Below are 26,997 nucleotides of genomic sequence, written 5' to 3'. Positions count from 1 at the left end.
CTCATGAGATGCCTCACACGCAGATCGGATCGTGAAATATCGACGAGCACTATTTCATCCAAAATTACTGGTATTGATATCCATGCAATTGTATTGTATATCCAAGTAAATTTATCTAAGTTTAAAGAGAATACAGATCGTATTCTCTTTTTTTATTTTCTATAGGCTTTATCATGAGAAAAATACTCCTTTTCATCCTCACATTATTGTGCATATCACACGCAGACGCACAAAAGAAACATAATCTATCACTACTCTGGAAGCAGATAGATAGTTTAGCTGACAATCAATTTTGGAAAGAAATATCCCCTATCCTGACTAAAATCGAAGCCGAGGCTGTGAAAAAAGATTGGTATGATGAGCAAGTAAAAGCTTTTTTATATCGCCAAAAGGTAAACATACAAACCTCAGATGATTCGGATATCAAGTTAAAAGTCATTCAAGAATTTGATCTCAAAATTAAACAGCTTAAGAATAAAACTGCGCAAGCTATTTTAACCATTCAACAAGCTCGTAATTATAACGATTATTTTATCACTAATTATTACAGCATCAATCAACGTACGGAAGTACAAGGCGGTACTAAAGAAGATTTTACTTTTTGGACAAGTAAACAATTTGAAGAGAAGATCAAATCTTTGTATAAAAATGCCCTAATAGAAAAAGACATGCTCTTGCAGGAGCCTAAAGGTAAATGGATCAAACTCATTGAGTCGCCAAATCCCTCTTACCTACCGACGCTATATGACATTGCTGTCTACGATTATATTGATCTACTGCAAGAAAATCAACCCTACCAAATTTCTTTATCTCGTAATAAAGCAGATCGCAATACCCAAAAAGTGGATAGCTTATACCAAGATCTAGTCAACATCCATGAAGGTAAAAATACGGATGCTTATCTATTCAATAAATACCAATTATTACGGAGGAAAAACACCCAAGATTCTTCTAGAGTACAGGTTTTAGAAAATTGGATCGCAACCTATAAGCATACGGCACTTAAAGAAATCATGATCGTAGATAACATCAAAATCTACAAAAATAAGGCAAATACCGTCGCAGTCAATCAGCAGCAACATATCGATATCTTATTAAAAAAGATAGAAACATACTTACCTCTTGCCGACAGTGTAAGCACAAAAGATTACCTCACCTCGATTCGTCAAAACATCTTTAAACCCGTTATCACACTCGAATCTAAAGCAACTACTACCGCAAATAAAGAAGCTTTGATGAAGGTCACACACCAGAACACCAATAAAATCTACTATAAAATAATACGTCCAAAAAATATTTTAGATCAATTTCAGTCGGACATACGTCGAGCTAATGACAGTACACTGTGGGACAATATCAACACCTTCATCCAGCATAATATCACCGTAAAAGAAGGCATTTTTGAAGTCAAAGATTTTAAAGATCAGGTAGGTCACGAAACAACTTTGCTGCTTCCAGCACTAGAAGCAGGTACTTATACCATTGTCTACGCCTCTTCTCCACTAGAAAAGGGCTATAATGCACAGGACTGCTACGGTTACTTAAAGTTAAATTACAGTAAGTATGCAATGCTGCAAGAGGATCAAGTTGTACTGATCGTGGATCGCGAGACAGGTGCACAGCAAGCAAATGCCTCTTTGAAATTTTACAACCTACGTCAAGATAAATTTGATCTACAAGTAGCTGAAAGCACAGACAAGAATGGTATTTTTAACAATAAAAACCAAAATAGAAATTTATTTTTAAGAATTAATGATGAACCGGTGTTCATTCCTTTCAATTCGTATTATTATCCGACAGTGAAGGACCATGAAGAGACCCGTTACGATGCAAAAGTATTCACCGACCGATCCATCTATAGACCTGGTCAGATTGTCTATTTCAAAACGATTGTATACAAGAATTACGACAAGACGAAATACGCCACTACACCAGACAAACGCATCATCGTAGGACTTTACGACACCAACAATCAACGTGTTGACGAAAAGACACTGGTTACCAATGAATTTGGTTCAGTAGCAGGTTCCTTTGTCCTAAACACAGGCAATATCACCGGTCAATATGATATCCGAATTACAGGCGATGGGATCAATCAAAACTATAACTTCAGCGTGGAGGAGTACAAACGTCCAAAATTTGAAGTAACTTTTGACGAGTTTAAAGATAAAAAATCATTGGGCGACTCCATATCCATCACAGGAAAGGCGAAAACTTTTAGCGGAGTTGCAGTATCCAATGCTACTGTTGCTTATTCCATCAACAAAGTAGAAAATAGAATGAGACCTTATGATGTCTACGATCGAATAATAAACCGTACGCTGAGTGAGATCATCCAAGTCGATACCATAAAAACGGATAATGAAGGAAACTTTAAGATTAATTTTAAAAGTGAGATACCCGAAGAGTTTGACAGTAAGTTGAGATATACACAATCCTTCCATATCGAAGCTTCCATTATGGATGCTAATGGTGAAACCAACGAAAGTACAACCAGCCTAACGATTGGAAATATTCCCTTTACACTTTTGATAGATGGTCCTGAGCAAAGTGATGCTCGTGCTCTGGATTCGATCACCATCACTGCACTTAATCTATCTGGACAAAAAGTTCCAGCATCAGGTAAATTTATGCTGAAAAAAAGAATAGAAAACCCACGTCTTATCGTGTCGCCATCATTTTATATCACGCATGATTTTAGTTACTACAATAGTATACCTGAGAACGAATTTCTAGCAAAATTTCCATATGAACCCTATGGTAGCGAATATAAAAAGGAAGACAGCTATACCGTTGTTTATGAAACGGAGTTTGATCTCGCAAGATCCAATAAGATCAAACTTCCTAATCAGACTGATCTAGTCGGTAAATATAAATTGGAGGCAATTTCAATTGTTGCTGAAGATACGATCCGCAGTGAACGTTTTATGGAAATCACCAACGATAACCTGCAGTCAGATGAAAAATCTCCGTTGATGGTTGCAGCTGATAAGCCGAATTATCAAAGCTCAGATCTGGCTAAAATAACGCTCAAGACGGATTTTGATTTCCTGCAGCTGAACATGACTTCTTCCGAAGATGAACAAATAGACTTTAAAGTCATTTCAAAAACGAAAACAAGTTTTCAAATTAAGATCCCTAAAACAAATAAGAATAGCTTGATCTTAAATTTCACAGGACTTAAAAATGGTCAGCTCTTCAGCAAAACTGTTATATTGCCTGTAAAGCAAGATATCCCTGCGCTTGTCATTGAAACAAAGACCTTTAGAAACAAACTCTATCCCGGACAAAAAGAGACTTGGGAATTGGTCATTAAAGGAAAAAAAGGCGAGCAGATTGCTTCGGAACTATTGGTCAATATGTACGATGCATCCCTGGATAAGCTTAAAGATGTGACAAGCAATGATTTTTCATTTTATCTTAACCCCTATTCTTATCCATCCTATCGAGGTTGGTCGTATTACAATAATCTGAGTAGAAGTACTGCAATCCAAAATTTTGCAGAGTTTAATTTTAGTACGGCATTGGATTACGATCGATTTAAGAATTTTGGATTCAATATCAATAACGATGATTTTAGCCGTACCAGACGCATGTCCTCTACAGGATCGATTATGATCAGAGGAGCATTATCTAACAAAGCAATGGGCATCGTGCCAGAAGCTAAAATGCTTGCCGATAAGGCCATCACACAGAGTGCCGACCAATCGGATGCAGCATCTCCTTTGCTGGAAGAAGTAGTGGTAGTAGCAGCAGGCGGTCAACAGCAGATCGATACAAATAAAGACGAAAACCCAATTCAGATCCGTAAAAATCTACAGGAGACTGTATTTTTCTTACCTCAACTTCGCACAGATAAAGATGGGCATGCTGCATTCAGCTTTGATTCTCCAGAAAGTTTAACCCGTTGGAAGTTTATGGCAATCGCGCACAGTAAAGAACTGGCTATCGGCACCTATACAGATTTTGTCGAAACACAAAAAGATCTGATGATCGTACCCAATATGCCCCGATTCTTCAGAGAAGCCGATCAGATAACAATCAAAGCTCAAGTCAATAACTTATCTACACATGATTTAAAAACATCCGTTACCCTAGAACTGTTTGATGCCATGACGATGACTCCATTAACGGCGAAAATACCTGTAAAACAAATCATGGTCACCGCCAAAGGAAGTGAGCGTACCAGTTGGGAAATAACGGTTCCTAAAAATATGGAAGCAATCACCTATCGTATCGTGGCACAAGGCGGTAATTTCTCTGATGGTGAAGAGTCGACTATTCCGGTTTTAAAAAACAGCATGCTGGTTACAGAAACACTTCCTATAGCTGTCAGAGAAGGGCAGTCGAAGTCATTTGAAATGAAAAATTTACAACATACTTCGACCACAGCCCAACCCTATCGCTATACATTGGAGTTAACGAGCAATCCGATCTACCATGCCTTATTTGCTCTACCCTATGTCAATGAATACCCATATGAATCATCGGAATCTATTTTTAGTAAATTCTATCTCAACTCATTTTCTGCTCATCTGGTCAATCAGCATCCAAAAATAAAGCTTGTGTTTGACCGATGGAAAGATCAGCAGCAGCTGCAATCAAAATTACGCATCAATGAAGAATTGAAAGCGATCCTGATCCAAGAAACACCTTGGTTACAAGAAGCAATTAATGAAGAAGAAACCATGAAGAATATTGCGCTTCTGTTTGATCAAAATACGCTTAAAAACACCTTGACTACCGATATAGCCAAACTGGCGGCCTTACAGTCAGCACGCGGTGGTTTTTCATGGTACCCCGGAGGCAATGAAAGTTTCCACATCTCGACCTATATTCTTAATGGGATCAATAAATTGCATGCCAAAGGAATCATTGCCGAATTTGATTTAACAAATACTGTTAAACCGATTATGACAAAAGGCATCGCATTTTTAGACAATGAGATTTTATATCATTGGTCTCGTTACCAGCAAGACAATAAGCTGAAACCGAGTATTGATCAAGGTATCGAATATCTACTGGTCAGAAGCAGCTCTCCTGCTGTGGAGAAAAATGCACCATTGGAAGCAGCTATTGCCTATTTTATAAAGGAGATCGATAAGGACAAGCTTAACTATAGTATAGCTACACAAGCCAAAGTAGCCCTAATTTTAAATCGCTACAACTTAAAAGAATCCGCTGCACTGGTCATCAAACAATTGCAACAAAAATCTGTTGAATCAGTCGAAAAAGGCATGTACTGGAATCAAAATCAGGCCGGCTGGTCTTGGTACGAAGCACCAATCGAGACACAATCCCAATTGATACAAGCGTTTGACGAAGTAAGCCAAGATAAAAAAGCCATTGAAAACATGAAGATCTGGCTGATCAAAAATAAGCAAGTACGTCACTGGAATTCAACCAAAGCGACGGTTGCCGCTGTTGATGCCTTAATCAACTATGGTGAAAACTGGTTAGATGCTCCAGAAGCAATGACGATAAAAGTAGCAGGAAAGCCATTAGATAACATTCAGATATCAAAACAGATTGGTTCTGGTTATATAAAAGAAAGTTGGCTGAAAAAAGAAATTAAACCAGCACTTGGTCACGTAGAGATTTCAAAAACAAGTCCAGGTATTGCACTGGGAGGTTTATATTATCAGTATTTTGAGCAATTAGATCAGATACAGTCCGCCTCTTCCACCATTAACTTACAAAAAGATTTATATCTCAAGAAAATTGTACAGTTGAAAGAAGTACTCGTACCCATAACAGCTGCAACACCCATTCAACTGGGAGATATTGTCAAAGTACGTATTACGATAAAGACTGATAGAAGTCTGTCATTCATCCATCTAAAAGATATGCGCGCATCCGGATTTGAACCCACCAATGTCACGTCAACCTATCAATACAAACAAGGTTTTGGTTATTATGAAAGCACAAAAGATGCCGCAACGAATTTCTTTATCGACTATTTACCACAGGGAAGCTATGTATTTGAATACGAATTGAGAGCAAATAATGCGGGTATATTTTCAAATGGAATCACTAGTATCCAAAATCTATATGCACCAGAAATGTCATCCCATTCAACGGGAATTCAGGTCCGTATAACAGATCAATAGACCCATTAATAGTATTAAAGAGTTGTTACTACACGTAGATTTAACAATTATTTAATACTATTAAAATACTACATTAATTAAGTAAATTTACATTTGAGGCTAATCGAATAAAAAGAAGTATTAAAAAAATATGGCAAGAAAATTCATTCCTAGAGATGTAAGCTGGTTAAGTTTTAATAGCAGAGTGCTACAAGAAGCTGCTGATGAAACAGTCCCTCTACCTTCGAAAATCAAATTCTTAGGAATCTTTTCCAATAACCTGGACGAATTTTTTAGAGTACGCATACCGGGCTTAAAACGCGCAATCGATATCAAAGACAAGGAAGCGAACACCTCCTTTTTTGAAGATCCACAGATCATACTCGATGAGGTCAATACCATTGTCATTAAACAGCAGAAAAAATTTGATAATTTTTGGGCGTTGATACAAAAAGAAATGGCACAACAGCATGTTTACATCAAAGATGCCAGCCAACTCAACCTCAAACAGGAAGAATTTGTTCGTAACTTTTACTCGGAAGAAGTCGAATCTAACGTCATCCCATTATTGCTGGATGATAGCCGCCCTATGCCCTATCTTCGAGATAAAAGTCTTTATCTGGGTATCTCCATGCGCAAACGAGAATGGGAATATGAAACAAAATTTGCAATTATCGAAATCCCGACGACCTTGAACGGGCGTTTTGTAATCCTACCTGCATCGGCAAAGGAAAAACATATTATCTTATTAGAGGATATCATCAAATTCAATCTTCCCTATATCTTTTCTTATTTTGGATTCGATGAATTTCATGCACATGTCTTTAAAATCACTAAAGATGCAGAGTTTGACCTAGACAATGATATCAATACCACACTGGCTGAAAAAATATCCAAAGGCATCAAAAATAGGAGAAAAGGTAAAACGACCCGCTTTATTTTTGATAAAGAAATGGATCCAAAGCTGGTGGAATTTTTAATCAAGAAATTACAGTTAACAAAAAAAGATAATATTATACCGGGTCAGAAAATTCATAATTTCAAACATTTTATGGACTTTCCAAATGTTTTTAAGCAACCCAACCTGCCCATTACAAATCCTGGATTTACACATCCTCAACTGAACAAAACACAGCGGATTACAGATATTATCATCAAAAAAGATATCTTGCTTTCGTTTCCATACCATACTTTCCGCCCCGTGATCGATCTACTTCGCGAGGCAGCAATGGATCCAGATGTCAAGACCATTCAAATCACTGCCTATCGACTTGCCTCCAATAGTAAAATCGTCAACGCACTGATCAATGCCGCTAGAAATGGTAAAGACGTCACCGTTATGCTTGAACTTCAAGCACGGTTTGACGAAGAGAACAATCTGTATTGGAAAGAAAAACTAGAACTTGAAGGTATTCGAGTTTTAACAGGTGTTCCTAATAAAAAGGTACATGCCAAACTCTGTATCATTAAAAAGAGAGTAGGTGCCAAAACCATTCAATATGGTTTTGTAAGTACGGGCAACATCAATGAAAAGACAGCCAAGCTCTATGGCGATTACTGTTTACTGACCAGCAATAGAAGCGTCATGGCAGATATTAACAAAGTCTTTCATTTCCTAAAAAAACCAAAAAGCAATCCCGCTGAGGTCATTAAAAATTGCAATAGCCTGCTCATCTGTCCGACAGATATGCGCAATGGAATCATTCACTATATCGATAAAGAAATCGAGGAAGTGAAAGCGGGACGAAAAGCACGTATCATCTTAAAAGTAAATTCGCTCAGCGACCGTATTCTGATCAAAAAATTATACGATGCTGCAGAAGCTGGGGTACAGATTGATCTGATCGTACGAGGGATTTACTGCGCAACCAATCAGACAAAATTTAAAAAACCAATCAACGCGATCAGTATTGTTGACGAATTTTTAGAGCATGCTCGGGTCATGTATTTCTATGCCGCGGGCAAAGAAGTGACCTATATCTCTTCGGCAGATTGGATGACTAGAAATTTGGATCACCGCATAGAAGCAGCCGTCAAAATCAGCAGTAAAAAAATCAGGGATGAAATCAAAGATATGTTGCAGATCCAGCTGCGTGATAATGTAAAGGCCCGTATTTTAAACAATGAACTGAACAACCGATACGTTACAAATGACAAGGAACCTTGTCGTTCACAAATTGAAATCTATAACTATCTGAGAAAAAAAACAGATGAAGTATAAAAAAAAAGGTCAGCTTATATTTGCTGACCTTTTTTTGTTTATTCGGTATTAACCTCTACTGTTGTAGTTAGGAGCTTCTTTTGTAATCGAAATATTATGTGGATGCGATTCGCGCAATCCCGCACCTGTGATACGTACAAATTGTGCTTCTTGCAACTTCGAGATAGTTGCAGCTCCACAGTAGCCCATTGAAGCCTTCAATCCGCCCATGTATTGGTACACCACCTCAGCTAAGGTTCCTTTGTATGGAACGCGACCAACGATACCTTCTGGAACTAATTTCTTGATATCATCTTCAACATCTTGGAAGTAACGATCTTTAGATCCTTTTTCCATGGCCTCGATAGATCCCATACCGCGGTATGACTTAAATTTACGTCCTTCATAAATGATCGTCTCTCCCGGAGCTTCTTCCACTCCTGCAAATAATGAACCAGCCATGATGGTATAAGCGCCAGCAGCAATTGCTTTAGCGATATCACCAGTTTGTTTGATACCACCATCTGCGATCAAAGGAACTCCAGTGCCTTTTAGTGCCTGTGCTACTTCATAGATCGCGTACAGTTGAGGTACACCAACACCTGCGATGATACGTGTGGTACAGATTGATCCAGGTCCGATACCAACTTTTACCGCGTCTGCACCCGCTTCAGCTAACGCTGTTGCAGCTGCACCAGTAGCAATATTTCCAACGATTACCTGTAGATCAGGGAATGTTGCCTTCACCAATTTCAATTTATCGATAACACCTTTTGAGTGACCATGAGCAGTATCTATCGTAATTACGTCCACACCAGCCTTTACTAAAGCTTCTACACGATCTAATGTATCAGGAGTGACTCCAACTGCCCCACCGACTAATAAACGTCCGTGCGTATCTTTAGCAGCATTAGGATAATGTTTGTATTTTTGAATATCTTTAAAAGTAATCAACCCTTTCAGGATACCCTCATGATTCACAACTGGAAGTTTTTCGATTTTATGGTCTTGCAAGATCTCTTCTGCTCTTACTAGATCGGTACCCTCAGGAGCGGTTACCAGATTATCTTTCGTCATCAATGAGGCGATCGGCTGACTCATGACTTTTTGGAAACGTAAGTCACGATTAGTCACGATTCCAACTAACCTACCCTCAACATCGATTACCGGAATACCACCAATTTTATGATCTTTCATAATTTTGAAAGCATCACCCACTGTTGCTGTTTCCAATAACGTAACCGGATCTTGGATCATGCCGCTTTCCGAACGCTTTACTTTACGTACTTCTGCCGCCTGCTCTGCGATCGTCATGTTTTTATGCAACATACCAATACCGCCCGCTTGTGCAATCGCAATCGCTAGATCAGCACCCGTCACCGTATCCATTGCCGCAGAAACTAATGGAATATTTAATTTGATTTTTTTTGTCAAGAAAGTACTTGTATCGACATCACGTGGTAAAACTTCAGAATAAGCTGGAATTAATAATACGTCGTCGTAGGTAAGTCCTTCTGCTACGAATTTTTGTGGATCTAATTGCATGGCAAATATGTATTGGGTTTTCTATTTGCCAGGCAAAATTAAGAATAATTCATGAAAAACGAAAATTATTTTGACTAATTACATTGAAATGATTAATATAACTTAAGCTTAACATAGCTGGCTAGATAAAATAATAACATTTTAAAAAGACAAACAGATCTACCACAACATTTTTTCAACCTAATACCACTTCTACATAATTCTATAGACCATCAATGGCTTTTTAATATCGTATTATATAAGCGAGCAAATCGCTCATACTTTATGTTCTAGATCATCCATATCAAACGACCCTGTGTTTTTAGATGAATATTGCTCTATCTATAGCCGCACTCCAGGGATCCGCACCGCTGATCCTGTGTATTTATTAGGTATATCTATAGACTTCTTGTTGTGTTCCAATAACAATGGATCAATTTTTATAAAGAAAAAAAATGAATATAGTTGGTGACATCATGCCGATTATCGCAATGATCTTACCTCAAAAAAAACAACTTAATAACTCATTGTCAAAATATTACCTTAATCAAGATCGTTAACGGCATCCTTCAACATTCTTTTGCATTCCCTTATTTTTTCTTGTCCTCAATCTCTACTTACAACTTTTGGCAAGCTATTTGCACACTAAGTCTGAATTGAATTTAAAAACACATATTATGAAAAAAGTATTACTATCAATGGCTGCAGTTGCCATATTAGCATTAGGAGCACAAGAGGCTAAAGCTCAATCACCACAACGCGCGGCTATCGGTGTTGTATTTGATGGTACAGTAGGTGATTTATGGGGTGTTCAATACAAACAATCTATGGGTGGTGCAAATAATGGTCAAGCACAAATTATGTTTGATGACCATGTTGTTGCAGTTGGAGCTGATTACCAATATGCAAGACCATTCTCAGGCACTAACGGTTTAGGTTGGTATGCAGGTATTGGTGCACAGTTATCATTTATTGATGCTGGCGATAACCAAACTTGGGTAGCTTTACGTCCACAATTAGGTTTGGAATTTAAAATTCCTGCAGCACCTATCGGTCTTCACGCAGATTGGAAACCAGATTGGAGATTAAATCACGGTAATGATTTTGATGCATCCACTTTTTCTTTCGGTATTAAATATACATTAAGATAGGTAGAATTGCATGATGCATAAAAAAGCCTCCCCAAAAGGGAGGCTTTTTCTATTTAAAGTAAATAGCGTAACCTATTGATTGTAAATTAATCGCTTTTTATCATAAGCTTAATCAAATAAAGCTTTTCATTTTACAAAATTTTTATACCTTTGGCATTCTTGGAGAATTGTAATTTTCAAACAAGAATGAGTTATCAATTATATCATATAATATCAAACTAATACACTAAAAACAGACGATGCAAGGTAAAGGGCTGATTAAATTTTTGGTGATAGCGGTATCTATAGCATGTCTATACGCCCTATCATTCACTTTTGTAACCCGCAAAGTTGAGCGTGATGCTGAGAATTATGCACAAGGAGATATGGCACGTGAAAAATCGTACCTAGACTCTATCGCTGGCGAGGTTGTTTACAATTTAGGTTTTGCAAAATACACCTACAGAGAAGCTAAAGCACAAGAATTGGCTTTAGGACTGGATCTAAAAGGAGGTATGAACGTGACGATGGAAATCTCAATCGATGAGTTGATTCGTAACTTAGCAGATAATCCTAAAGACGAGAAATTCAATGCGGCACTTACAGCTGCAATTTCGAAAAGTAAAACAAGTCAAAAATCTCTAGTAAATTTATTCATTGAAGAATATAAAGCTACGGGTAGTACGACTCCACTCTCAACTTATTTCGCGACTAAAGATAATGCATCTTTAATCAAAGCGGGGGACTCTGATAGACAATTGGAATCTTTTTTACAAAAAGAAGCTGACAATGCTATCCAAAATTCATACAAAGTACTTCGTACACGTATTGATAAGTTTGGAGTTGCTTCTCCTAACATCCAGATTCAACAAGGTACAAACCGTATTTTAATTGAATTACCAGGTGTGAATGATGAGCAGCGTGTCCGTAAATTATTACAGGGATCGGCCAAGTTAGAGTTTTACGAAACTCACGCTAATCAGGAGGTGTATCCTTTGTTGGAAAACATCAACAAAACCTTATCTGCAACTTTAAAAGTAGCTCCTACGGAGGATAAAGCAACAACAGATTCGACTAAAAAATCAGATGATTTATTGGCGAACTTAGGTGCAAATAAAAACACGAAAGATAGTGCTACGACAAAATTATCGCAAGATAACCCATTGTTTGATGTGTTGAGACCTGCTGTTTACATGGGCGAGAATCAACAAATGGCTTTGATGCCTGGAGCAATGGTGGGTAGTGCAGATCTAAAAGATACCGCAAAAGTAAATGCTTTTTTAAACAGACCTGAGGTTAAATCGATTATTCCAGGAAATTTAAAATTGCTATGGTCGGTAAAACCAGAAGCTAAAACACCCAATATCCTTTCTTTATATGCCATCAGACCTGCAGGTGCGGATAATGGCCCTGTTTTAACAGGTGACGTTATTACCAATGCTCGTGACGAATTTAATGAAAGAAACGAACCTGTTGTTTCCATGCAAATGAACAGCGAAGGTGCTCGTGAATGGAAAAAAATTACCGCTAAAGCAGCACAAGGTCACCAATCGATCGCTATCGTGCTTGATAATGTCGTATATTCAGCACCCGGTGTGAATGAAGAGATCGCTGGTGGTAATTCATCCATCTCAGGTTCATTTACCGTTGAAGACACAAAAGATTTAGCAAACGTATTAAAGGCTGGTCGTTTACCAACAACTGCTAAAATCGTTGAAGAGGCAATTGTAGGTCCAACTTTAGGACAGTCGGCAATTGATTCGGGTGTAAATTCAGCAGTGATCGGTATCGTATTGGTTCTTGTATTCATGATCGCCTATTACAATACTGCAGGTTTGGTAGCAAACGTTGCTGTTCTTGTAAACGTATTCTTTATCATGGGGGTATTAGCATCATTAAATGCTGTACTGACGTTACCTGGTATCGCGGGTATCGTATTGACAATGGGTACCGCGGTGGATGCCAACGTACTGATTTACGAACGTATACGTGAGGAATTAGCGGGCGGCAAGTCAATCCGTCAAGCTGTTGCCGATGGTTACAAACACGCATTACCTTCGATCTTAGATTCACAGATTACAACCTTCTTAGTTGGTTTAGTATTATTCTTCTTCGGAACAGGTCCGATTTTAGGATTTGCAACCACATTAATGGTGGGTATCATCACCTCATTATTCACCGGCATCTTCCTGACTCGTATTATTTTTGAGTGGATGTTGGAGCGTGACATGAAAATTAAAGTTTCCTTCCCTTGGTCTGCGAAAACATTGCAAAATGCCAATTTCCAATTCATCAAGAAAAGAAAAGGACTTTACATCGTTTCTATTGTTGTCGTTATCGCTTGTTTTGCATCGATCTTCATTAAAGGATTTAGTCAAGGGGTCGATTTCCAAGGAGGACGTACCTATACCATTCGTTACGACAAACCTGTAGATCTAGAAGCTGTACGTGAAAACTTAGATAATATCTTCCAAAAAACAACTGAGGTTAAAGTATTTGGAGCAGCAAACCAACTTCGTATCACCACGACTTATCATATTGATGAGACCTCTGACGAAGCAGATAAAGAAGTATTGACTAAATTGAATCAAGGATTATCTAAAGTAGATGCGAGCAACAAACATGAGATTCTTTCTTCTCAGAAAGTTGGACCGAGTATCGCTACAGATATGAAAGCAAGATCAATTTATGCCACTATCTTTGCCTTATTGATCATCGCAGTCTATATTTTAGTACGTTTCCGTAAATGGCAATATTCAGCAGGGGCTGCTATCGCAACCATTCATGATGCCATTATTGTATTGGGCTTGTTCTCTATTTTAGATGGTATCGTTCCATTTTCATTAGATATTGACCAGCATTTTATTGCCGCTATTTTAACGGTATTAGGGTATTCTGTCAATGATACAGTAGTTGTATTTGACCGTATCCGTGAAGATTTGAATAAACCAAATGCTTTAAATAAAGATTTTGGTGAAACGATCAACCACGCGATCAATACCACATTAAGTAGAACAGTGATTACGTCGTTGACTATTGTATTCGTATTAGCCGTATTATTCATTTTCGGTGGTGAAGTGATCAGAGGATTCTCTTTCGCCATCTTAATTGGTATTATTGTAGGTACTTATTCATCGATATTCTTAGCTGCACCAGCAGTATACGATTTGAGTAAAGGAAAACACTTGGCAGACGCTCCTAAAAAAGCTGAACCGGTGACTCCATAATTTAAAATTATCATAATTTGTAAAAGGCTTTCGGAAATTGATCCGAAAGCCTTTTTTTATTTTACAATATATTCACATAATACTTGTTGCACGAAGTATTTATTGATTATATTTGTTGTACTAAATATTAGTATACAAATATTTAAATGCAAGACGAAAAATTCAACCGATACTCTTTCATTTTAGAAAGAACAGCAAAAAAAGTAAAACAATTTGCACAAAATTCTTTTACTGAAAATGACTTTGACATCACGGTAGATCAATGGACCATCATGAAAACACTTTATGAAAATGATGATCTATTGCAAAAAGAACTCGCTGAAAAGTGTTGTAAAGATCAGCCTACCCTGACCCGTATTGTTGACCTATTAATAAAAAAAGGATTGACAGAACGTGTCATTCATCCCTCTGATCGCCGCAGTATCTATTTGCATTTGACAGATGAAGGTCGAAAAAAAGTAGAAGCCTACTCTCCAATCGTTGCAAACATCCGCATGAAGGCTTGGGAAAATTTAACCGATGATGACTTTACTGCATTCACGCGTATACTGGATAAAATTTATAACAACTTAAGTAATAAAATTTGATATGATTACAACGGACATTTGTATTATAGGAGCTGGACCAGTAGGTCTATTTGCTGTATTTGAAGCAGGTTTGTTAAAGATGAGATGTCATCTTATTGATGTTTTACCTCAAGTCGGTGGTCAGCTCTCCGAAATCTATCCACATAAGCCGATATACGATATACCGGGGTATCCCACGATACGAGCACAGGAACTGATTGACAATCAAATGAAACAAATCGAGCCATTCCATCCCACATTTACACTTGGAGAACGTGTGGAAGGTCTCGAAAAACAAGATGATGGTTCGTATATCGTTATTAGCGCCGAAGGAACACGCATACATTGTCAAGTTGTCGTGATAGCAGGTGGTTTAGGATGTTTTGAGCCTCGTAAGCCCGAGTTGCCCCATTTAGCCCAATACGAAAGAAAAGGTGTTGATTATATGGTCAAAAATCCAGAGACTTATCGCGATAAAAAGATTATCATCGCCGGTGGTGGAGACTCTGCCTTAGACTGGGCGATCTATTTAGCTGATATCGCAAAAGAATTGACATTAATACATCGCAGTGATTCTTTCCGAGGAGCACCAGACTCTGCCGACAAGGTTTTAGAGCTTGCTCAAAAAGGAGCGATCAATCTGTTATTGTCCCACAATCTGGCAGATGTGCATGGCTCAGACCGTCTATCGCATGTCATCGCGATCAATAAACAGAAAGAAGAAGTCCGCATGGAGGCCGATTATTTCATACCGTTATTTGGTTTAACACCAAAACTGGGACCGATTGCGGACTGGGGTCTACAGATTGAAAAAAATGCGATTGAGGTCAATACATATGATTACTCAACCAATATCGAACGTATCTATGCCATTGGAGATATCAATACCTATCCAGGTAAATTAAAATTGATTTTATGCGGATACCATGAAGCGGCATTAATGGCACAAAGTGCTTTTAAATATGTGTATCCCGAACAAAAACTAAGTTTCAAATATACCACTGTAAATGGCATCAATACTTTTTAGTTATGGACAATATTATTGAAATAGAAATTGAAGATCGGGATGGTACCGTTCAAAAAATTGAAGTTCCTACAGATGTCAACTTATCTTTAATGGAATTGTTAAAAGCATCCGAGTATGAGGTCTTAGCCACTTGTGGAGGAATGGCTCTTTGCGCCACCTGCCATGTACAGATCAAATCAGGAGGAGAACATTTATCAGAACCCCAAGACCAGGAGCTCGATATGCTAGATACTTTACCAGATGCCGACGACGATAGCCGACTCGCTTGCCAACTGAGATTAACCAACGAAAATGAAGGCTTAAGTATTAAAATAAAAGGCGCATTACAATAAGAAATTATTCAAAGTGTACTTTTTACACCCAATTTTTAAAATATCCACGCAAACAGAATTAATGAACTATGCAATTAATTCTGTTTGCAAGACACTGATTAACAAGTAGTAATAAAATAAACAAAATAAAAAAATAGCTTGTTCTCCATAAATATGACAATAAAAAGCAAGTATATATAAAGATATTTTAGTTTTTTGAATGAAAAATTAAGATATTTGCAGAAGGATTACACGTTTCCGAATATTTTATATAAATTTCAAATAATATGCTAAGCAATCGTTCAGATAGAAAATTCCCAAGAGTGGTCATTATTGGTGCTGGTTTTGGTGGAATTGAAGTTGCTAAAAAGTTAAAAAATAAGGAAGTAGAAGTACTATTATTAGATCGAAATAATTTTCATACTTTCCAACCCTTAATGTATCAAGTAGCTACAGGTACATTGTCTGCAGATTCGATCTCATTCCCTATCCGTAAGATGTTCAAATCTCAGGAGAATTTTAGTTTCCGAATTGCAGAAGTCAATCATATCGATGCGATCAATAAAACGGTTCAAACCAATATTGGTGATTTTGAATATGATTTTTTAGTCGTTGCCACAGGAGCTACGACCAATTTCTTTGGTAATCAGCAAATCGCAAAATATGCCTTACCGATGAAAAGCATTCAGGAAGCATTGAATATCCGTAGCTATGTGTTACAAAATCTGGAAAAAGCAGTTCAAATTGCAAATCCAGAGGAGCGTAAACCATTTTTAAACTTTGTCATTGTCGGTGGAGGTCCCACAGGTGTTGAGCTTTCCGGTGCAATTGCTGAGATCAGAAATAACATCTTAGAAAAAGATTATCCCGAATTACGCAAAGAAGAAATGAACGTTTACTTGGTCGAAGGCCAAAGTAAAGTGTTAGCTAATTTGTCTGAAAAATCTTCCGAAGATTCGGAAAAATACCTAAAAGCATTAGGTGTTAAAATATTATTAAATGTTTCTGTAACAGGATTTGATGGCACTGCAATCTCTTTTGGTGATGGTAGCGCGATCGAGACAAAGACAGTGATCTGGGGTGCTGGAGTTGCAGGTCAATTTCCAGAAGGCTTCAAAAAAGAAAATATCCAACGTGGTAATCGTATCCAGACAGATGATCAATGCCGTGTCTTAGATATGGAAAATGTTTATGCAATTGGCGACGTATCCGCATTTATTACCGATGATCTACCTCGTGGATTGCCAGGTGTAGCCCCTGTAGCACAGCAACAAGGTAAATACGTTGCACAACACATTAGCAATGTGATGGGTCAACGTTCAAATGAGAAATTCTCCTACTTCGACAAAGGTTCCATGGCGACTATTGGCCGTGCCAAAGCGGTGGTGGATATGGGTAAAATCCATTTTAACGGATTCTTCGGCTGGATCGTTTGGATGTTTGTTCACTTAATGTCTATTTTTGGTTTTAGAAACAAAGTCATTACCTTTATCAACTGGACAGTGAAATTTTTCACTAAAAACTCAGGTGTTCGATTAATATTTTACAAGTACAATCAACCCGCTCCAGAGGTAAAAAACGATAATCAAGTCATAGAAAACAACTAAAATGGATAACAAGACAATTGCTAAAAAATTCAAATTATGTAGCCAGCTGATGGAATTGCATAATGAAAATCCTTTCCGAATAAAAGCAATTGCCAGTGCATCCTTTAAGTTAGATAAACTACCCTTTCTGCTTGAAACCGCTTCTCTAGAAGAGATCAGCAGCCAACCCGGAATCGGGAAAAGCACGGCAGAAAAGGTTAAAAAATTAGCCGAAACTGGCTCATTCGATGAGTTAGATGCGATGTTAAGCATTACCCCAGAAGGAATTCTGGAAATGCTTAACATAAAAGGCTTAGGTCCCAAAAAAATACAAATTATCTGGACAGACCTTCAGATTGAGAGTGTGGGTGAGCTTTTATATGCCTGCAACGAAAATCGATTGATAGAAGCCAAAGGTTTTGGACTGAAAACACAAGAGGATATTAAAAAATCCATTGAATTTTCCATATCCAACCAAGGATGGTTTTTATATGCAAGAGTACTGAAGAGTGCAGAAGCCGTCATTACAGCACTTGAAAACAGCCTATCTCCTACCCTCATTTCCTTTACTGGAGAATTCCGTAGAAAATGTGAAGTATTAAGTTCGGTCGATATCCTATTAAGCGCAGATCGAGATAGCACCTTGGCCTATCTACATGCGCATTATCCTGATCAGGTAAATGAAGAGCTGGAGTATATCTCATTCCGAGATGAACTTGGGTTTTCCTTTCACCTCTACCTCTCCACAACAACAGAATTTTACCAACATCTGATCTTAACTACAGGTTCCAAAAAACACTTGGAACTATTAGATGAAAAGTTGATAACGGCTTTAAATTCGGAAGAAGAGCTCTATGCGGTACAAGGCTTGGATTATATTGAACCCGAACTTCGAGAAGGTCTGGATGAGGTGTTTTTGGCCAAAAACCATCAACTACCCAGATTGATCAATTTCGATGATCTGAAAGGCACTTTGCATAACCACTCTACCTACAGCGACGGGGTACATACCTTAGCTGAAATGGCTCGTTACGCGAAAGAAGAATTAGGGCTTAGCTATTTCGGAATCTGTGACCACTCCAAAACTGCTGTATATGCCAATGGTCTGCCGATAGACCGTGTACAAAAACAATGGGAAGAAATTGATCAGCTCAATCAGCAACTGGCGCCCTTTAAAATATTTAAAGGCATTGAGTCCGATATTTTAGCCGATGGTTCCTTAGATTATCCCGATGAGATTCTTGCCGGTTTTGATTTTGTTGTCGCTTCTGTCCACTCCAATCTCAAAATGGACGAAGAAAAAGCAACCGCCCGTTTGTTAAAAGCCATAGAAAATCCCTATACCACGATATTGGGACATCCTACCGGACGACTTTTATTAAGCAGATCAGGCTACCCATTGGATTATAAAAAAATAATTGATGCCTGTGCTGCCCACAACGTTGTGATTGAAATCAATGCCAATCCATTACGCCTGGATTTAGATTGGCGATGGCATCGTTATGCCTTAGAAAAAGGCGTACTATTATCCATCAATCCAGATGCGCACCGTACCGAAGGTTTATTGGATATGCATTATGGAATATTTGTGGCAAGAAAAGGTGGATTAAGCGCCAAAAACTGTCTTAATAGCTTTACTTTAGCCGAAATTGAAAGCTTTTTTAACAAAAAAAGATAGACGATACCTAGGTTTAAAAAGTGTTCGTATTTTTTAAACTAGGTAAATTCTCTTATATTTAACGTTTATATCAATATCAAAAGCGTTGAAAAATCTATTCTATTTAATTGCACTATTTTTTTTCTATCCTTGTCTAGTCAACGGGCAATTATTATCAAACAAAACTGAATTTTCTCGTAAAGATTCTTTAAGAGGCCAATTGACACCTTTAAGGACCTGCTATGATGTCACCTATTATCACCTCGATGTTGATGTCGACATCCCCACACGAAGCATTTCTGGCAGCAATCTCATCAAATTTAAAACCATACAGGATTTCAATCGCATACAGATTGATCTCTTTGATAATATGGCTATTGAAAAAATTATTTATCGGGGCAAAAAGTTAAGGTATTCCCGCGAATTTAATGCCGTGTTTATCGATTTCCCTATGCCCATTAAAGCCAATACCTTAGACTCTATCCAAGTATATTTCTCGGGCACGCCACATCAAGCCAATCGTGCCCCATGGGACGGCGGATTTGATTGGAAGAAAGACAGCAACAATAAGCCTTGGGTAGCGAGCGCAAACCAAGGTATTGGAGCGAGTCTATGGTGGCCCAATAAAGATCATCAGTCGGATGAACCGGATAGCGTGTTGATCTCGGTAACAGTACCCAAAGGACTGATGAATATCTCTAATGGTCGATTACGAAATATGGAAAGCATCGGTCAGAAAAAATCTAAATTCAACTGGTTTGTTTCCAACCCCATTAACAATTACAATATCGCCATCAATATCGGTGACTATGTTCATTTTCAAGATGGCTATCAGGGTGAGAAGGGAAAATTGGATATCGATTACTATGTATTGCGCGAAAATATAGATCGGGCAAAACCGCATTTTGAGGCCAATGTAAAACCGATGTTAAAAGCATTTGAATACTGGTTTGGCCCCTACCCTTTTTATGAAGACAGTTTCAAACTGATCGAAACATCGCACCTCGGCATGGAGCACCAAAGCGGCATTGCCTACGGCAACCGATTTTTGAATGGTTATCTGGGCAGAGATGGTTCGGGTACAGGATGGGGGTTGAAATGGGATTTTATCATTATCCATGAAGCTGGGCACGAGTGGTTTGGCAATAATATAACAGCAGCAGATATTGCTGATATGTGGATTCATGAAAGTTTCACCAATTATTCCGAATCCCTGTATATCGATTATTATTTCGGTAAAAAAGCGGGGCAGCAATATATTTATGGCAATCGAAGAGCCATTCAAAATGATAAACCTATACAAGGTCAATATCATGTCAATAACGAAGGCTCCGGAGATATGTACAATAAAGGCGGTGTCCTGCACAACATGATTAGAACCATCATAGCAGATGATGATAAATGGCGAGCTATTCTGAGAGGATTAAACGCTAAGTTTTATCATCAACAAGTTAATTATGATGATATTGTGCGTTACATCAATCAAGAATCGGGTATAAATTTCAGTTCTATTTTTGAGCAATATGTCAAGACTACTTCCATTCCTGTGCTGTACATTTCAGAGACAAAAGATGGAAAAATTCAAGCTAAATGGAAAAATACAGTCGCCAATTTTCAGATGCCGATCTATATCGGGACTTCAGATAATACTTTAAAAGCAATTAATATCACTAACAACGATCAAACATTAGATATTCCCAATCTAACAAAAAAAAATGTAAAGATTGACACTTTTAATTACTACATTGACGTACAGAAAAATTAATTTCGAAGTAAAAACATAAGAAAATGCCTTATTAAACGTTTACTTGTTATCATCTTACAGCTCCTCAAAAGAGTTCTAATTTATCAATAAAAAAAATCAAGACTTACCTTCAAAAACTAATAATTTTTAGTAGGTTTGCATATTCATAAAAAGTAGTTTACAATACAGCAAATGGGTTTATTTAACTGGTTTACACAAGAAGTTGCCATCGATTTAGGTACCGCAAATACCTTAATCATCTATAATGACAAAGTAGTAGTTGATGAACCTTCAATTGTGGCTTTTGATCGTACGACAAACAAAGTAATTGCAATCGGACGTCAGGCAATGCAAATGGAGGGAAAGACACACGATAATATAAAAACAGTACGTCCGCTTCGTGATGGTGTTATTGCAGATTTTACAGCCGCAGAGCACTTGATTCGCGGAATGGTAAAATTGGTCAATAATGGGAAAAGCTGGTTCTTTCCTTCGCTAAGAATGGTGGTCTGTATCCCCTCAGGAATTACTGAAGTAGAGAAACGTGCCGTACGCGATTCTGCAGAAATTGCAGGAGCAAAAGAAGTATATCTGATCCACGAACCGATGGCAGCCGCAGTAGGTATTGGGATTGATGTGGAAGAGCCCATGGGTAACATGATTATTGATATCGGTGGTGGAACCACAGAGATTGCCGTGATTGCTCTTTCCGGTATTGTTTGTGACCAGTCGATCCGCGTTGCGGGAGATAACTTCGATTCTGATATCGTACAATATATCCGTAGACAGCACAATATCATGATCGGTGAGCGTACAGCTGAGAAGATTAAAATCGAAGTTGGAGCCGCACTTCCAGAATTGCAAGATCCACCTGAAGATTTCGCCGTTCAAGGTCGCGATCTGATGACTGGTATCCCCAAACAAATTACAGTTTCCTATACAGAAATTGCCCATTGTTTAGATAAATCCATTTCGAAAATTGAAGAAGCAATTTTAAAAGCTTTAGAAATCACTCCTCCGGAATTGTCCGCAGATATTTACCAGACAGGTATTTACCTGACAGGTGGTGGAGCACTTTTAAGAGGATTAGATCGTAGAATTCAAGCCAAAACAAAATTACCAGTTCATATTGCAGAAGATCCTCTTCGTGCAGTAGTCCGCGGTACAGGCATCGCCTTAAAGAATATCGGAAGATTTAAATTCTTAATGCAATCATAATTGCCACAACATAAAATTTTATATGCGATATAGTTGATTTTTCACTATATCGCTTCTTTATTAAATAGCAAAGTAATAATTAATAAACAATGAGAAACCTCTGGTTATTTCTGAGACGTTATAACGCATTTTTTTGGTTTATCCTATTTTTTGGATTTTCAGTGTTTCTGGTTGTTACTAACAATACTTTCCAGCGTGCTAGTGCGCTCAATTCATCCAATCATATTATTGGGCATATCTATGAAAAAGTAAATTCATGGAAAAGCTACTTATCACTTACCGAAACCAATGATCAATTGGTCAAAGAAAATGCAAGTCTAAGAACGCAACTGGAGAATTACTTAACCACAGATACCGTTGCGATGGCAAAAAGCCCTGTTATTGACAGTAGCGAATTTGGTCGATATGAATTTATCATTGCAAGTGTAACGAACAATAGTATTCATCAAAAAAGCAATTACCTGACTATCAACAAAGGTTCCCTAGCCGGCATCGAAAAAGGAATGGGTGTACTGGCTCCAAATGGCGTAGTCGGCATTGTGCTCAATGTGACCCCACACTTTTCAACAGTACAGTCACTCTTACATCCGGACACCAAAATATCTGTAACATTAGCCAACACCGAGGTGTTTGGTTCTTTGGTGTGGGGAAGTAATGTCGATTATCGTTTTGCAATGGTCAAAGAAATCCCCAATCATGTCAAAGTGAAGACAGCTGAAAAAGTTTATACATCAGGCTATTCGGGGCACTTTCCAAAAGGCATTCTTGTTGGAGCTGTGGTCGAGACTGGAATATCATCAGGAGATTCTTTTCTGGATTTACGCATCCTGTTAAGTACCAATTTCTCCAACCTACACCATGTCTACGTAGTAAAAGATTTATTTGCAAAAGAATTAAAACAATTAGAAGAAACGAATCAGGATAATGGCTAGAATATTACTATTTAATATCATTCGATTTTTGGTACTTATTGCCATGCAAGTATTTTTATTCAAAAATATTGGCTATTATAATCTGGCAAGCCCTTTCCCGTACATTCTATTTATTTTTTTGCTTCCTACTGGAATATCCAATTTTCTACTCTTTACAATTGCATTTTTAACGGGTTTGACAGTTGATGCTTTTTATGATACACTTGGTGTCAATGCCGCAGCTTGTGTAGCACTGGCAGCCTATCGGGTATTCTTCATGAAAATTACGATTGAAAATGATATGGATACATTCATTACCCCCATATTGGGTGAAATGAATTTTAAATGGTTCCTATCCTATACCTTTTTTGGAACACTGATTCACCACTTTGTTCTGGTTTTATTAGAAACATTTAGTTTCAAACAGTTTCAATACACATTAGCAACTATTGGTTTAAGTTGTATCTTTACAATGGCTATTCTGCTCATTTTCAGTTTTCTTTTCTATAAAAGAAAGAGCAGAATTTAAGAGTTCCATTGCTAAACAAAGGATAAAGAGTCTATGAACAGTTTTTTCGCACGTAAATTTGTCATTCAAGGCATTATTATTAGTATTGCATTATTAATAATCGCTCGACTATTTTATCTCCAGATCATTGACGATTCTTACATTCATTCGGCCAATAGCAATGTTATGCGTAAGGTTGTTGTCTATCCGGCTCGCGGAGTTATTTTAGATCGTACCGGACAAGTTCTGGTGCAAAATGAACCCGTATATGACCTCATGGTTACGCCGAGAGAAGCAAAAGATATAGATACGGCATTATTATGTCAACTCATCGAAATTGATAAGGAAGGTTTTATTAAACGCATGGATAAAGCACGAGCCCATTCGCCTTATCGTGCTTCTATATTTGAAAAACAATTATCTTCCCGTACCTATGCACATTTGCAAGAATACCTCTACCGCTTTAGAGGATTTTATGTGCAAAATAGAACCGTCCGTAGTTATCCGGATAGTATTGCTGCCCAGTTTTTGGGTTATGTCAATGAAGTAACAGAAAAAGATATTGAAAAATCAAACGGTTTTTACCGTCCTGGAGATTATATAGGCAGAAGTGGTGTCGAGCGATCGTATGAAGACCTATTAAGAGGAAAAAGAGGCGTCAAAAATCTGATGGTCGATGCGCTCAATAGACCCAAAGGCGTATTTATGGAGGGCCGTTACGATACCTTAGCTGTTTCGGGAGAAGGATTGGTTTCTTCATTGGACAAGGAACTGCAGATCTTGGGAGAGAAACTGATGAAAAATAAGTTAGGATCCATTGTGGCCATAGAACCTTCAACGGGTGAAGTCCTTGCCTATGTCAGCAGTCCAAGTTACAACCCGAATGATATGGTGGGGCGTGAAACAGGCAATAATTACATGAAATTATTAAACGATGAAAGTAAACCATTATTTAATCGTCCTATTCAGGCATCCTATCCTCCTGGGTCCGTATTTAAAGTCGTCGCTGCCCTAACGGCTCAACAGGCTGGCGTGATTGATGAAAACACCACGTTCTTTTGTCCTCACGGTTATAGCTATGGCGGCGGAAGAGGTTTTATGCGTTGTACCCATTACCACGGAGCGACTTCTTTGATCAGATCCATACAAGTGTCTTGTAATACCTATTATGGGTATACTTACGCTAAAATGATAGATTCCAGAGGTTTATCAGGACCAAAGGCTTACGATCTTTGGTATGAAGCCATTTCCAAATTTGGTATCGGTCATCGCTTAGGCATTGATTTACCGGGAGAAAACGCAGGTTTGTTATATAAATCTGATCATTTCACTAAAAGCTACAGAAATGACAAATGGCGTTCGGCATTTAATATCTCCCTATCCATCGGCCAAGGTGAAATGGGTGTCACTCCTCTTCAAATGGCCAATATCATGGCTATTGTAGCCAACAGAGGGTTTTATTATCGTCCTCATCTCATCAAAGCTATCGGGGATAGAAAGATCGTGAAAAAAGAGTTTACAGAAAAAATATCAGCAGGCGTCGATGCTAAATATTATACGCCGGTAATCGAAGGATTGAGCCGAGCTGTCAACATGGGCGAGGGAACTGCTTTTGCCAATCGAATTGCAGGTCTTGAAATGTGCGGAAAGACAGGGACAGCACAAAACCCACATGGTAAAGATCATGCTGTATTTTTCGCTTTCGCTCCACGCGATAATCCTAAAATAGCCATTGCGGTATTTGTTGAAAATGCAGGCTATGGTGGTGTATGGGCAGGCCCCATCGCCAGTATGATGGTTGAAAAATACATCAAGGATACCATTACGATGCCGAAACATATACAAGACCGTATTTACAATGCTAATTTTATGCCTGCTCCAAAAGCAGATCCTAAAAAAGCGGAAATAAAAAAAACAACGGATTCAACTAAATCCAAAAAAGATACCACAAAAAGTGTCAACCGCATTGCTGCAGTAACAACAAGGGAGACAATCGTTCATCATAGTGCCGTAAATAGAAGTCATGAATAACCAAAAAAACAGTTTTTTCGGAAAAATAGACTGGTTAACCATTTCGCTCTGGTTGGCTTTATGTTTGATCGGTTGGTTCAATATTCATGCAGCAGTATATGATCCAGAAAATCCGGGCTTGTTTAATATGGCCACCAACTATGGTAAGCAATCCATGTATATTGCTTCTGCATTGATCATTGGCATTACCATATTAATTATAGATGCCAAATTTTTCAGTTCTGCATCTCCAGTTATCTATGCAGTAGTTGTTTTACTCCTAATTGCCGTACTGGTCATCGGTAGAAATGTTGGAGGAAATCAAGCATGGATCCCTATCGGGAGTTTCAGGCTTCAACCCTCCGAATTTGGAAAACTAGCGACCTGTCTATTGCTGGCCAATTATTTGAGTTCTCAGAGCAATAAAAATCCAAATATGCATACGTTAGCCATTGGTGCTGGTATTGTATTATTTCCGGTATTCCTGGTTATGCTCCAGCCCGATACAGGTTCTGCCCTCGCCTTCTTTTCCCTTATCTTTGTATTCTATCGCGAAGGATATGTCAATAACAGTTTGCTTATTTTCGGAGGCCTGTGTATTGTGTTGTTTGTCATGGCGCTTTTGGTCAATGCCTGGATCTTAATTGGCATACTCGCTGTACTGGCAGGATTCTTTATGTGGACATTTAGAAAAAAGCGGAAAAACTTAATCAATATCGGGATTATTTTTGCTGCGTCTGCGGTATTTATATTATCCGTGGATCTGGTCTATAATCATGTTTTACAGTCACATCAAAGAAATCGTATCGATATCATCCTGGGAAAAATGGATGATCCAAGAGGACAGGGTTACAATTTAAATCAATCTAAGATAGCAATTGGTTCCGGTCAGCTTTGGGGAAAAGGATATCTGCAAGGTACACAGACCAAATATAACTTCGTTCCCGAGCAAAGTACTGATTTTATTTTCTGTACGGTGGGCGAGGAATGGGGATTTGTAGGCTCCTTATTTCTGATCGGCATTTATCTGACATTGTTGCTCCGCATCATTCATATTGCAGAACGACAGCGTTCGGCCTTTGCCCGTATTTATGCATATGGTGTGGCTTCCATCCTCTTTTTCCACTTCTTTATCAATATCGGCATGACCATCGGGATAGTACCTGTTATTGGTATTCCTTTACCGTTCATTAGCTATGGAGGATCGTCCTTATGGAGTTTCACCATCTTGCTCTTCATTATGCTAAAATTTGATTCCAATAGAAAAGGAGTCGTTTAAAACCACTCCT

At 38.1% G+C, this 26,997-nt stretch carries 16 protein-coding genes; 15 read left to right on the top strand and 1 reads right to left on the bottom strand.

All coding sequences use genetic code 11. The features are described 5' to 3' along the window. The first annotated feature begins 173 nt into the window (after positions 1-173). Positions 174-6,110: an alpha-2-macroglobulin family protein gene (locus tag B3P23_RS14880; protein ID WP_293927545.1), complete on the top strand. Its 5,937-nt coding sequence runs from the start codon at positions 174-176 to the stop codon at positions 6,108-6,110. A gap of 130 nt (positions 6,111-6,240) precedes the next feature. Next, positions 6,241-8,310 carry a polyphosphate kinase 1 gene (gene ppk1, locus B3P23_RS14875; RefSeq protein WP_293927543.1) on the top strand — a complete coding sequence of 690 codons (2,070 nt, stop codon included), beginning with the start codon at positions 6,241-6,243 and terminating at the stop codon, positions 8,308-8,310. A gap of 48 nt (positions 8,311-8,358) precedes the next feature. Here ppk1 and guaB read toward each other — a convergent pair whose 3' ends face one another. Continuing rightward, entirely contained in the window at positions 8,359-9,834 is a 1,476-nt protein-coding gene (gene guaB / locus B3P23_RS14870) for an IMP dehydrogenase (RefSeq protein ID WP_045753873.1), read from the bottom strand. Positions 9,835-10,490: 656 nt separating this feature from the next. On the opposite strand from guaB, the gene B3P23_RS14865 reads away from it, so the two are divergent. From B3P23_RS14865 to rodA, 13 genes are all read left to right on the top strand, one after another. Beyond that, entirely contained in the window at positions 10,491-10,964 is a 474-nt protein-coding gene (locus tag B3P23_RS14865; protein ID WP_045753874.1) for a hypothetical protein, read from the top strand. A gap of 239 nt (positions 10,965-11,203) precedes the next feature. Then, positions 11,204-14,170, top strand: coding sequence for a protein translocase subunit SecDF (secDF, locus tag B3P23_RS14860; protein WP_293927537.1), 2,967 nt, complete (start codon positions 11,204-11,206; stop codon positions 14,168-14,170). A gap of 146 nt (positions 14,171-14,316) precedes the next feature. After that, entirely contained in the window at positions 14,317-14,757 is a 441-nt protein-coding gene (locus B3P23_RS14855) for a MarR family winged helix-turn-helix transcriptional regulator (protein ID WP_045753876.1), read from the top strand. 1 nt (position 14,758) lies between these two features. Beyond that, positions 14,759-15,763 (top strand): NAD(P)/FAD-dependent oxidoreductase, encoded by a 1,005-nt coding sequence (locus B3P23_RS14850; RefSeq protein WP_293927534.1) that lies wholly within the window; start codon positions 14,759-14,761, stop codon positions 15,761-15,763. A 2-nt stretch (positions 15,764-15,765) separates the two neighbouring features. Then, entirely contained in the window at positions 15,766-16,095 is a 330-nt protein-coding gene (locus B3P23_RS14845) for a 2Fe-2S iron-sulfur cluster-binding protein (protein WP_248753249.1), read from the top strand. A 266-nt stretch (positions 16,096-16,361) separates the two neighbouring features. Next, a complete protein-coding gene (locus tag B3P23_RS14840) occupies positions 16,362-17,681 on the top strand; it encodes an NAD(P)/FAD-dependent oxidoreductase (protein ID WP_248753248.1) in 1,320 nt (439 codons plus the stop codon). Between the two features lies 1 nt (position 17,682). Beyond that, positions 17,683-19,338: a DNA polymerase/3'-5' exonuclease PolX gene (locus B3P23_RS14835; protein WP_293927529.1), complete on the top strand. Its 1,656-nt coding sequence runs from the start codon at positions 17,683-17,685 to the stop codon at positions 19,336-19,338. An 85-nt stretch (positions 19,339-19,423) separates the two neighbouring features. Next, positions 19,424-21,082 carry a M1 family metallopeptidase gene (locus B3P23_RS14830; RefSeq protein ID WP_293927526.1) on the top strand — a complete coding sequence of 553 codons (1,659 nt, stop codon included), beginning with the start codon at positions 19,424-19,426 and terminating at the stop codon, positions 21,080-21,082. Between the two features lie 171 nt (positions 21,083-21,253). Beyond that, complete coding sequence (locus tag B3P23_RS14825) at positions 21,254-22,279, top strand: rod shape-determining protein (RefSeq protein WP_021191193.1); 1,026 nt, start codon at positions 21,254-21,256, stop codon at positions 22,277-22,279. A gap of 89 nt (positions 22,280-22,368) precedes the next feature. Next, positions 22,369-23,211, top strand: coding sequence for a rod shape-determining protein MreC (gene mreC, locus B3P23_RS14820; RefSeq protein ID WP_248753246.1), 843 nt, complete (start codon positions 22,369-22,371; stop codon positions 23,209-23,211). Next, entirely contained in the window at positions 23,204-23,719 is a 516-nt protein-coding gene (locus B3P23_RS14815) for a rod shape-determining protein MreD (RefSeq protein ID WP_248753245.1), read from the top strand. The genes mreC and B3P23_RS14815 overlap by 8 nt, the downstream gene beginning before the upstream one ends. Before the next feature lie 33 nt (positions 23,720-23,752). After that, positions 23,753-25,729: a penicillin-binding protein 2 gene (gene mrdA, locus B3P23_RS14810; protein WP_293927516.1), complete on the top strand. Its 1,977-nt coding sequence runs from the start codon at positions 23,753-23,755 to the stop codon at positions 25,727-25,729. After that, complete coding sequence (gene rodA / locus B3P23_RS14805) at positions 25,722-26,987, top strand: rod shape-determining protein RodA (RefSeq protein ID WP_045753826.1); 1,266 nt, start codon at positions 25,722-25,724, stop codon at positions 26,985-26,987. The genes mrdA and rodA overlap by 8 nt, the downstream gene beginning before the upstream one ends. The last annotated feature ends 10 nt before the right edge of the window (positions 26,988-26,997 follow it).

It is taken from the genome of Sphingobacterium sp. UBA6320, assembly GCF_002440335.1.
Taxonomy (GTDB): Bacteria; Bacteroidota; Bacteroidia; order Sphingobacteriales; family Sphingobacteriaceae; genus Sphingobacterium.
Note: the sequence above shows the minus strand (reverse complement) of the source record. Positions and strands in the feature narration are given on the sequence as shown.

What these genes read in the sequence shown, in the direction of transcription:
- B3P23_RS14865 (WP_045753874.1), top strand. Translation starts at nt 10,491, where the DNA reads ATGAAAAAAGTATTACTATCAATGGCTGCAGTTGCCATATTAGCATTA.
- rodA (WP_045753826.1), top strand. Translation starts at nt 25,722, where the DNA reads ATGAATAACCAAAAAAACAGTTTTTTCGGAAAAATAGACTGGTTAACC.
- B3P23_RS14835 (WP_293927529.1), top strand. Translation starts at nt 17,683, where the DNA reads ATGGATAACAAGACAATTGCTAAAAAATTCAAATTATGTAGCCAGCTG.
- B3P23_RS14855 (WP_045753876.1), top strand. Translation starts at nt 14,317, where the DNA reads ATGCAAGACGAAAAATTCAACCGATACTCTTTCATTTTAGAAAGAACA.
- B3P23_RS14815 (WP_248753245.1), top strand. Translation starts at nt 23,204, where the DNA reads ATGGCTAGAATATTACTATTTAATATCATTCGATTTTTGGTACTTATT.
- guaB (WP_045753873.1), bottom strand. Translation starts at nt 9,834, where the DNA reads ATGCAATTAGATCCACAAAAATTCGTAGCAGAAGGACTTACCTACGAC.
- B3P23_RS14825 (WP_021191193.1), top strand. Translation starts at nt 21,254, where the DNA reads ATGGGTTTATTTAACTGGTTTACACAAGAAGTTGCCATCGATTTAGGT.
- B3P23_RS14840 (WP_248753248.1), top strand. Translation starts at nt 16,362, where the DNA reads ATGCTAAGCAATCGTTCAGATAGAAAATTCCCAAGAGTGGTCATTATT.
- secDF (WP_293927537.1), top strand. Translation starts at nt 11,204, where the DNA reads ATGCAAGGTAAAGGGCTGATTAAATTTTTGGTGATAGCGGTATCTATA.
- mrdA (WP_293927516.1), top strand. Translation starts at nt 23,753, where the DNA reads ATGAACAGTTTTTTCGCACGTAAATTTGTCATTCAAGGCATTATTATT.
- B3P23_RS14845 (WP_248753249.1), top strand. Translation starts at nt 15,766, where the DNA reads ATGGACAATATTATTGAAATAGAAATTGAAGATCGGGATGGTACCGTT.
- ppk1 (WP_293927543.1), top strand. Translation starts at nt 6,241, where the DNA reads ATGGCAAGAAAATTCATTCCTAGAGATGTAAGCTGGTTAAGTTTTAAT.
- B3P23_RS14880 (WP_293927545.1), top strand. Translation starts at nt 174, where the DNA reads ATGAGAAAAATACTCCTTTTCATCCTCACATTATTGTGCATATCACAC.
- B3P23_RS14850 (WP_293927534.1), top strand. Translation starts at nt 14,759, where the DNA reads ATGATTACAACGGACATTTGTATTATAGGAGCTGGACCAGTAGGTCTA.
- mreC (WP_248753246.1), top strand. Translation starts at nt 22,369, where the DNA reads ATGAGAAACCTCTGGTTATTTCTGAGACGTTATAACGCATTTTTTTGG.